Annotated in this window: 8 protein-coding genes; 2 read left to right on the top strand and 6 right to left on the bottom strand. The window is 72.9% G+C overall.

Features of this window, described 5'->3' with window-relative positions; all coding sequences use genetic code 11:
• Positions 1-492 precede the first annotated feature (492 nt).
• The 3 genes from rlmN to DEJ30_RS17075 form a co-directional block, all read right to left on the bottom strand.
• On the bottom strand, positions 493-1,725 hold the full coding sequence (gene rlmN, locus DEJ30_RS17085) for a 23S rRNA (adenine(2503)-C(2))-methyltransferase RlmN (RefSeq protein WP_110862858.1): 1,233 nt from the start codon (positions 1,723-1,725) through the stop codon (positions 493-495).
• A 93-nt stretch (positions 1,726-1,818) separates the two neighbouring features.
• Entirely contained in the window at positions 1,819-2,772 is a 954-nt protein-coding gene (locus DEJ30_RS17080) for a C40 family peptidase (RefSeq protein WP_110862857.1), read from the bottom strand.
• A 182-nt stretch (positions 2,773-2,954) separates the two neighbouring features.
• Positions 2,955-3,713 carry a pyridoxamine 5'-phosphate oxidase family protein gene (locus DEJ30_RS17075; RefSeq protein ID WP_110862856.1) on the bottom strand — a complete coding sequence of 253 codons (759 nt, stop codon included), beginning with the start codon at positions 3,711-3,713 and terminating at the stop codon, positions 2,955-2,957.
• Positions 3,714-3,734: 21 nt separating this feature from the next.
• Here DEJ30_RS17075 and DEJ30_RS17070 point away from each other — a divergent pair, with 21 nt between their 5' ends.
• Positions 3,735-5,186: a PLP-dependent aminotransferase family protein gene (locus DEJ30_RS17070; RefSeq protein WP_146238635.1), complete on the top strand. Its 1,452-nt coding sequence runs from the start codon at positions 3,735-3,737 to the stop codon at positions 5,184-5,186.
• Positions 5,187-5,195: 9 nt separating this feature from the next.
• Here DEJ30_RS17070 and DEJ30_RS17065 read toward each other — a convergent pair whose 3' ends face one another.
• The 3 genes from DEJ30_RS17065 to DEJ30_RS17055 all read right to left on the bottom strand — a co-directional run bounded on the left by DEJ30_RS17065 (position 5,196) and on the right by DEJ30_RS17055 (position 6,859).
• Positions 5,196-5,711, bottom strand: a complete 516-nt coding sequence (locus tag DEJ30_RS17065) for a hypothetical protein (protein WP_146238634.1) — start codon at positions 5,709-5,711, stop codon at positions 5,196-5,198.
• Positions 5,712-5,796: 85 nt separating this feature from the next.
• A complete protein-coding gene (locus DEJ30_RS17060; protein ID WP_110862853.1) occupies positions 5,797-5,988 on the bottom strand; it encodes a hypothetical protein in 192 nt (63 codons plus the stop codon).
• Positions 5,989-6,097: 109 nt separating this feature from the next.
• Entirely contained in the window at positions 6,098-6,859 is a 762-nt protein-coding gene (locus DEJ30_RS17055) for an SDR family NAD(P)-dependent oxidoreductase (RefSeq protein ID WP_110862852.1), read from the bottom strand.
• Between the two features lie 80 nt (positions 6,860-6,939).
• Between DEJ30_RS17055 and DEJ30_RS17050 the strand changes: the two genes are divergently transcribed.
• On the top strand, positions 6,940-8,535 hold the full coding sequence (locus tag DEJ30_RS17050; RefSeq protein WP_110862851.1) for a hypothetical protein: 1,596 nt from the start codon (positions 6,940-6,942) through the stop codon (positions 8,533-8,535).
• The last annotated feature ends 2 nt before the right edge of the window (positions 8,536-8,537 follow it).

Here is an 8,537-nt window from a genome sequence, read left to right as displayed (position 1 = left end):
CGACCAGGCACGAGGTCAATCAATAAATTGGCATTGACAATGTGCACGCTGTTGAGTTCTCAAGGACCAGACGCACTCCCCGCTCGACCCGCAAAAGGTTCCGCCAGAGAGGCATTCGTCTTGTACAACATCCCGGGCACACAACCAGAGGTCGTGGTTCCGAGGAGTTGGTTGCCTGAGCGGGACCCCGTCCGGACTGCGCATCCAGGGCTTGCACCCTGTGACCGTCTCGGCCGTTCCGTTCTCCGCCTCAGCGGCAACGAGTGATTACTTTACACACGCCCCGGGGGCCCTGCCAACCGTCGTCCCTCCCGGGCGTGTCGCAGTCGGGTGAACGGCACGTGTCCCCCGGGTTTCCGGGGATCGACGGGGTGAGCGCGATCCCCGAGAACGACGGAAGGCACGGTGCGAACCCGCACCGTGCCTCCCGACTGAACGAACAGACGACCACCAGACCAACCGGACTGGACCGGTCCCGCTGATCCGACCGACCTACTCCGCCGCTGCCAACTGCCCGCACGCCCCGTCGATCTCCTTGCCGCGGGTGTCGCGCAGGGTCGTCGGGATGCCGGCGGCGTTGAGTCGGCGGACGAACTCGTCCTGCACGTGCACCTCGGACGAGGTCCACACGGAGCCCGGTGTCGGGTTGAGCGGGATCGGGTTGACGTGCACCCACCCCTTGCCGCGCTTGTTGAGCTTCTCGGCGAGCAGGTCGGCTCGCCAGGCGTGGTCGTTCATGTCCTTGATGAGCGCGTACTCGATCGAGACACGACGGCCCGTCTTGACGTAGTAGTTGTGGGCGGCGTCGATCGCCTCGTCGGCCTTCCAGCGCGAGTTGACCGGGATAAGCTCGTCGCGGAGCTCGTCGTCGGGGGCGTGCAGGGAGAGCGCGAAGGTGAGCGGGATCCCTTCGTCCGCGAGCTTGATCATCGCCGGCACCAGGCCGACGGTCGACACCGTGATGCCACGGGCACTCATGCCCAGACCGTTCGGCTGCGGTGCGACCATCAACCGCACGGCGTCCATCACCCGCTTGTAGTTCGCGAGCGGCTCCCCCATGCCCATGAACACGATGTTCGTCACGCGCTCGGCGTCGACGCGGTCCTGGCCGCCCTTGCGGGGATCGCCTCCGAGCTCACCGGCGGCGATCGCGGCGTTGGCCCGGACGATCTGCTCGATGATCTCGGCGGTGGACATGTTGCGGGTCAGCCCCGCCTGGCCGGTGGCGCAGAACGGGCAGTTCATGCCGCACCCGGCCTGGGACGAGACGCACAGGGTGATGCGGCCCGGGTAGCGCATGAGGACCGACTCGACCAGGGCGCCGTCGTGCAGCTTCCAGAGGAACTTGATCGTGTCGCCGTTGTCGGTCGCCAGCCGCCGGGTCTCGGTGAGGAGCGGCGGCAGCATCCCGGCGACGAGCTGCTCCCGCTGGGCGGCGGGCAGGTCGGTCATCTTCGCCGGGTCGGACGTGTAGTGCTGGAAGTAGTGGGTCGCGAGCTGCTTGGCGCGGAACCCGGGCAGGCCGAGTTCCTTCACGCGGGCCTCGCGTTCCTCGGCCGTCAGGTCGGCCAGGTGCACGGGCGGCTTGCCACGCTTCGGGGACGCGAACTGCAGGAGCGGGCGACCGTCGGTGTCGGTGGCCTGCTTCCAGCCCTCGGTGCGCGGGCGCACCTGCGGACGAGCAGACTGCTGCTGTTCGAACGGGGTGCGGGTGTCGGAAGCCATCACTCCAGGATACGGGAGGCCCGTGATCGGTGGGGACGCCCCGTCCGGGTGGTCCTGCTGGTCACCACCATGGCCACACCACAGCTGGTCGGGTCAGCCGCCGGCCGGCAGGACGCGCGCGAAGTGGTGCGCCGCCGAGTACATCGGGACGATGTCGACGACCTCGCCCGGGTGCGGTGCCTGCAGCACGAGCCCCTGGCCGAGGTACAGGCCGACGTGGTCCTCGTCGTCGTACACCACGAGATCGCCCGGCAACGCCTCGGACTCCGGGATCGTGGTGGCGACGGCGTCCTGCGTCGGCACGTAGTGCACGAGCTGGATCCCCACCGCCTGGTACGCGACCATCGTGAGCCCGGAGCAGTCGATGCCCTCGTGGCTCGCGCCGCCCTCGACGTACGGGTCCCCCATGTACTGCAGGGCGGTCTGCACGATCGTGGCCCGATCGCCCCCGGCCGAGAGTGCGGCGGACAACGCGGATTGCGCCTGCGCGGTCGTCACCCCGAAGCGGAGGTCGAGCGTCGGGTAGGACACGATCGTCGTCGTGGTGGTCATGCCGTCGGTGGAGACCACGGGGACCTGGACGTCGTGCGCCACCGTGAAGGTCTGGGCGTCCTGCGCCGTGGTCGTGCCGGAACGGGTGTCCGCAGGCAGGGTGTCGGCGTTCGCGGGCAGGGCGAGCGTCAGGCTCGAGGTCACCGCGATGGCGGGGGCGAGCAGGATCGCCGCGCGCTTCGCGTTCGCGGAACGGCGGATGTGCCGCGGGTCGACGGCGCGCTCGGCGCGCAGGGTGGCGGTCCGGCTCAGCACCGCGCTGCCGGCCGACGACGCGACGGAGGCGGGACGCGGCTGCATCCGCACGGTCAGGGCCGGCTTCGGGTGCTCGACGAAGGTGGAACGGGCGGCCGCGGGGCCGAGGGCCGAGCGGCGACCACGGGGACGGGACTGCTGCGTGTCCGGCGTCAGCGGCGCGGGGCCGACCGCGGGGTGCGCATGCGTTCGCGCGGGCTGACGGTCGTCGGCTGCTGCAGGCAGGGTGTGGCGTCCCATGTGTCCTTCCGGGTCGGGACCACTCGGCGGTCCGGAAAGTAACGTATTGGTCACGGCGGTGCTCGCGGCTGGGCAGCGCCGGAGTGTTCCTGCGGCTGGTCACAGGAACGAGCACCGCTCGCAGGCCACTCCGACGGCGCGCACGGGCGTTCCGGAGCCGGCCCGTAGCGGTGGACCCGGGCTCAGACCGGCGTGACCCGCATGACGGCGGCGATCCGGGCCTCCCGGTCGGCCGCCAGGCGGTCGAGGCGAGCCGACAGCGCGACGACCGATGCGTCCACCGGGCTGTCCCCCGAGATGTCCCCCGGGATCGGGACCCCGGCGCGGACCGCGAGTGGCAGGACGCCCGCCCAGACGGTGTGGTCCTCGCCGTCTGCCGGGTCCTCGCCGACACCGTGGGCTCGGACCTTGACGCTCGCGCGGTCGAGGGGCAGCTGGAGGACCTGGGTGGCGCGGACCTCCTTCGCGGTCATCTCGCGCACCTCGGCTCGGCGGCCCGGCATGAGGTGGTCGGCCACCTGCCAGAGGGCTTCGGTGCGGAGGTCGGTCGGCACCACGGTGGCGCGCCCGGCGATCATCGCGCTGCGGTAGTTCGCCGAGCTGTCGTTGGTCGAGCGTGCGAAGACGAGGCCGTCCAGGTGGGTGACGGTGGCGGCGACCGGGACGCCCTCGGCCCCGGCGTCGAGGAACAGACCGCCACCGGTCGAGCCGTGCAGCAGCAGGACGGGGCCGTCGCCGAGGTCCCCGACGGCGCAGAGGAACGGCAGGACGACGGGGTGGCCATCGCGGACGATGCCGACGTGGGCCAGGTGCGCCTCGGCGAGGATCGCGTGCAGGACCGCGGGGTCGTCGGACTGGCGGTCGCGCAGGCGGCGGACACGGAGCGAGGGGCCGTCGGCGGTCGGGTCCGTCGGGTTCGGCTGGGTGTTCGGGGTGGGCATGGGCTCACGCTAGGGTCACCAGTGGTCCGGCATGTGGACCAGATCGGGGCGATCACGGTGGACCAGTCGAGCAAGGTGTCCGGCGTGGTGGCACGGGTGCGCGGGATGGTGCACGACGGCACCCTGCGCGAAGGCGATCCGCTGCCGTCGACGCGGGCGCTCGCGGCGGAACTCGGGGTGGCCCGGGGCACCGTCGTCGCGGCGTACGAGCAGCTCGACGGCGAGGGGTACCTGCGGACGCGGCACGGTGCCCTCGCGCGGGTCGCGGCGGACCTGCACGGGCCGACGACGAGTGCGCCGTCGGCCGTCGGCACGGACACCGCCGGCTCTGGCGCGGTCAGCCTCGCGGCCGCTTCGCCGTCCGCTCCGCTCATCGACTGCCGTCCGGGCATCCCCGCCGTCACGGCCATCCCGCAGCGGGACTGGCAGGCAGCCTGGCGCGCAGCGGCGTCGGCCCCGCTCCGGAACGCGATCGCGGACCCGCTCGGCTCCCCCGACCTGCGGGCACAGGTCGTCGCCCAGCTCGGCCTGACCCGCGGGTTCACGGCGACGGTCGACCGGGTGCTCGTGACCGCGGGGACCTCGGAGGCGCTGTCGCTCGTCACCGAGGCGCTGCGGGGGCTGCTGGGTCGCGCTCCCGTCGTCGCCGTCGAGGACCCCGGCTACCGCACCGGACACCGTGCGATCACGAGCGCGGGCGGGTCCCTGGTGGGCGTCCCGGTCCGGGAGGACGGCCTCGACCTCGACGCGCTCGAGGCCGCCGGACCGGTCGACGCCGTCCTGGTCAGCCCGACGCACCAGTACCCGCTCGGGTCGGTGATGCCCGTCGCCCGGCGCCGGCGGCTGCTCACCTGGGCCGCCACCACCGGCACCGTGGTGGTGGAGGACGACTACGACTCGGAGTTCCGGCACCGCGGCGCGCCCGTGCCCGCGCTGGCCGCACTCGACGCGGAGGGCGTGGTGCTGCACGTCGGCGGCTTCTCGAAGACGCTCGACCCCCGGCTGCGCTGCGCGTACGTCGTGCTGCCGACGGTCGCGGCGACGGGTTCCCCGGTGACGGAGGCGGTGCTCGCCGCCCGTCGGGCACGTGGTGCGGTCGTCGCCGAGCCGGTGCAGGCCGCGCTCGTGCACATGCTGCGGACGGGTGCGCTGCGGCGGCACCTGGGTCGGGTGCGCCGCGACTACACGCACCGCCGGGCCCGGATCGCGGCTCGGCTCGGCGGCGTCGCCGGCCTGGAGGCCCGTGCTCTCAACGGCGGGCTGCACGCGGTGGTCACGTGGTCGGGTCCGACCACCGGGGCGCAGATCGCGCCTCGGCTGGCGGACGCCGGGGTGCTCGTCGCGACGCTCGAGGAGTACGGGCTCGCGCCGGGCAGCACGCCGCCGGGCATCGTGTTCGGCTACGGCGCCGTGACGCTGCCGGAGCTCGACCGCGCGCTCGACGCGCTGGTGGCAGCGGTCACGGGAAGCTGATCAGGGTCGTCAGCCGCCGTACTGGGCGGTGCCCACGACGTTCGACCCGGCCCCCCGGCACGCGGTGATCAGGGTTCGCCCGACGAGTTCCCACCCGGGAGTCATCTCGAGCGCCGGCCCGGACTCCGGTGCGGGGTGCGCGTCGAGGTACTCGTGCGCGTAGTCGATCGCGTCGTCGAGTTCCTCGTCGCTGCTCGACAGGTGCTCGTAGCCGAAGCGTTCGGCGGCGATCAGTGCCTGGTACTGCGCCTCGGAGAGATCGCCCTGGCTGTGCGCGACCGTCGCGTTCAGCGAGATCGTCGTCAGCGCGCTGATCTGGCCGCAGATCGCCGCAGCACTCCGGTCTTCTTCCATCGGGTCCGTCGCACCGCGCACGGGCTGGGCGTCCGAGGTCTCCGAGGTCGGCGTCGGGGTCGACGTCGACACCGCCGCGGTGCCCGCATCGGCCGAGCACCCGGCGAGCGAACCGGACACGAGGACCGCGCTCACGACGACCAGGGGCAGTGCGGACCGGAAGGAGACCATGAACGTCATCGTGGCAGCACCCTCGTGCTGCTCGCGTCGTCGTGTCCCGATCGAGACCTCGTCGAGACCGGATCGTGAGCTTGCGTCAGCGGGACTCAGCGGTGCCGTTCCCCCGTGCGTTCACGAGGTCGGCCAGGGACGGCTCACCGGCGTCGCCGGGCAGTGCGTGTCCGCGGCGGGCGGCCTTGCGGACCTGTCGGTAGGTGGTGAGGTGCAGGGGGTCCACACCGTCGGCGGACTCGTAGTTCGACGGGGCAGTGGTGGGCGATTCGGTCATCGCGACGGACGGTACGCGTGCCGGGAGCCGCGGAACCACCTGCTGCGTTCCGCGGCCAAATGTCGGGCGTGGGAGGGTCCGGCGGGGCGCACCGGGCCTCCGAGACGGGTCAGAGGCTCGTCATGCCGCCGTCGACGCGGAACTCCGCGCCGGTGGCGTAGGACGACTCCGCGCTGGCCAGGTAGACCATGATCCCGGTGACGTCGTCGGGGGTGCCCGGGCGGCCGAGGGGGGTGCGGGCGACGATCGCGGCTCGGGCCTCGGGGTCGCCGGAGATCGCCGAGACGAGGCCGGTCTCGGTGTAGCCAGGCACGACCGTGTTCACCCGGATGCCGTTCCCCGCGTAGGCCATCGCGGTCGCCCGGACGAGTGCGTGGATGCCGCCCTTGGTCGAGGAGTACGCCGCGAAGTCGGCGCCCTCACCGTTCAAGCCGGTTGGGGACCCGGTGGCGATGACCGACCCGCCGGTGCCGCTCGCGAGCATCGCCCGGACGGCGTGCTTGATCGTCAGGAACGTGCCGGTGAGGTTGACCGCGAGCGTGCGGTCCCAGGTCTCCAGCGACAGGTCCGCGACCTTCGCGTCGTGGCCGAACAGCTGCACCCCGGCGTTCGCGACCACGACGTCCGGGGTCGCACCACGGTCGGCCAGTTCGGCGAACCCCGCGGCCACGCTCGCCTCGTCGGCGATGTCCATCGTCAGGCCGATCGCGGTCGGACCGGCTGCGACGGCGGCACTGTTGGCCGCGTCGGCGTCCCGGTCGGCGTAGACGACCCTCGCCCCCTCGGCCACGAAGCGGTCGGCGATCGCGCGGCCGATGCCGGACCCCGCTCCCGTGACGAGTGCGGTCCGGCCGTCGAGTCGTGCGGTCATGTGGGACTCCGTCCTCGGAGCAGCGCTGCTCCGTCACCCCCATCATTGCCCAACCGGTTGACCGGTGCTAGGCATGCACCATGACTGCGACGTCGAACGACGAGATCGTGTCCGTCGGGCACTGGCGTCTGGCGCTGCGCGGAGCCGAACTCGCCGACGTCGCCTTCCGGGGCGTGCTCGTCCTGCGCGCCGTCCGGTTCGTCGTCCGCGACCACGACTGGCGCACCGCCGACGACACGGTGCTGACACGCGCGGTCGGTGGTGACGACAGGTGCATCCGCATCGAGACCAGCGCACGGTACGACGGCGTCGAGGTCGTCCGCACGGTCCTCGAGGTCACGCTCGACGACGACACCCTTCGGGTCTCCGCGCTCGGGACGGTCACGCGGGCCTTCCGCCGCAATCGCCTCGGGCTCGTCGTCCTGCACCCGCCGACCCTGGCGGGGCAGCCGCTCACGGTGCGGCATCCGTCCGGTGTCAGCACCGCGACGGCGTTCCCGTTCTGGATCGCGCCGCACCAGCCTGCCGTCGACGTCGCCGGGCTCGACTGGGCGGCGGGCCCGGTCGCGCTGGCGCTCGACCTGACCGGCGACGTGTTCGAGACCGAGGACCAGCGGAACTGGACCGACGCCTCGTTCAAGACGTACTCGACGCCGCTCGCCGAGCGGTTCCCGATCGCGATCACGCCTGGGAGGACGGTCCGGCAGGGGCTCACCCTGCGTGCGACGACGGTCGGTTCAGCAGGTGGTCCGGGCACCCGGTCGGGAGGCGCGGCCTCCCCCGCCCCGGACCTCGCAGCGCTCGACGGGCCGGGTCCCGGTGCCGTGGTCACGCCGCCGCCGACGCTCCAGCTGCTCGCGGGTTCGGCGCCGGTCGCTGCGCGCCCGGACGACGCCGACCTGCTCCGCGGGTTCCCAATCCTGGTCGAGCCGACCCTCGGGGCCCCGAACGTCGAGGCGGTGCTCGCCTCGGCCCGACGGGACGCGGGTGGCGCTCCCCTGGACGTCCGGTTCGTCACCGACGACCCGGTGCCGCTGCGCGCGGCGATCGACGCGGTGCTCGAGGGCGGGCCGGTGGCTCGCGTCGGCGCGTTCGACCCGGTGTCGCACGTGACGACGCCGGCGCTGCAGCGGGCGCTGCGCGAAGCGGTGGCAGCGGTCGGCACCCTGGAGGTCGTCGCCGGTACCCGTGCCCACTTCACCGAGCTGAACCGCTCGATCGCGGTGTTCTCGGGCTGGGACGGCCCCCTGACCTGCAGCGTGACGCCGCAGATGCACGACCGGTCGCCCGATCAGGTGACCGAGTCGATCCGGATGCAGCGCTGGGTGGTGCGCAGTGCCTCCAGGCTGGCCGCCGGCAGGGCGCTGCACGTCGGGCCGGTGACGCTGCGGCCACGGTGGAACGCGGTGGCGACGGCGCCGACCCGGGTCGTGACGGACGCGACCGTCGAGCACGGGTACGGGCCGGAGACCGTTCCGGACGCGACCGACCCGGCGCAGCACACGCCGGCCGCCGAGCGGTGGTTCGCCGACTCGGTGCGGGCGCTGACGGTGCCGGGCGTGGCCTCGATCACGCTGGCCGAGGCGTGGGGGCCGCGCGGGTTCGTGGCGGCCGACGGCACGGGGAACGCCCCGCCGGAAGGGGGTCGGCGGGGCGTTCCGGTCCGGGCGCGCTGACG

This window comes from Curtobacterium sp. MCPF17_003 (genome assembly GCF_003224385.1).
Classification (GTDB): domain Bacteria; phylum Actinomycetota; class Actinomycetes; order Actinomycetales; family Microbacteriaceae; genus Curtobacterium; species Curtobacterium flaccumfaciens.
The sequence above is the reverse complement of the archived record's forward strand: the minus strand, read 5'-3'. Positions and strand labels throughout refer to the sequence as shown.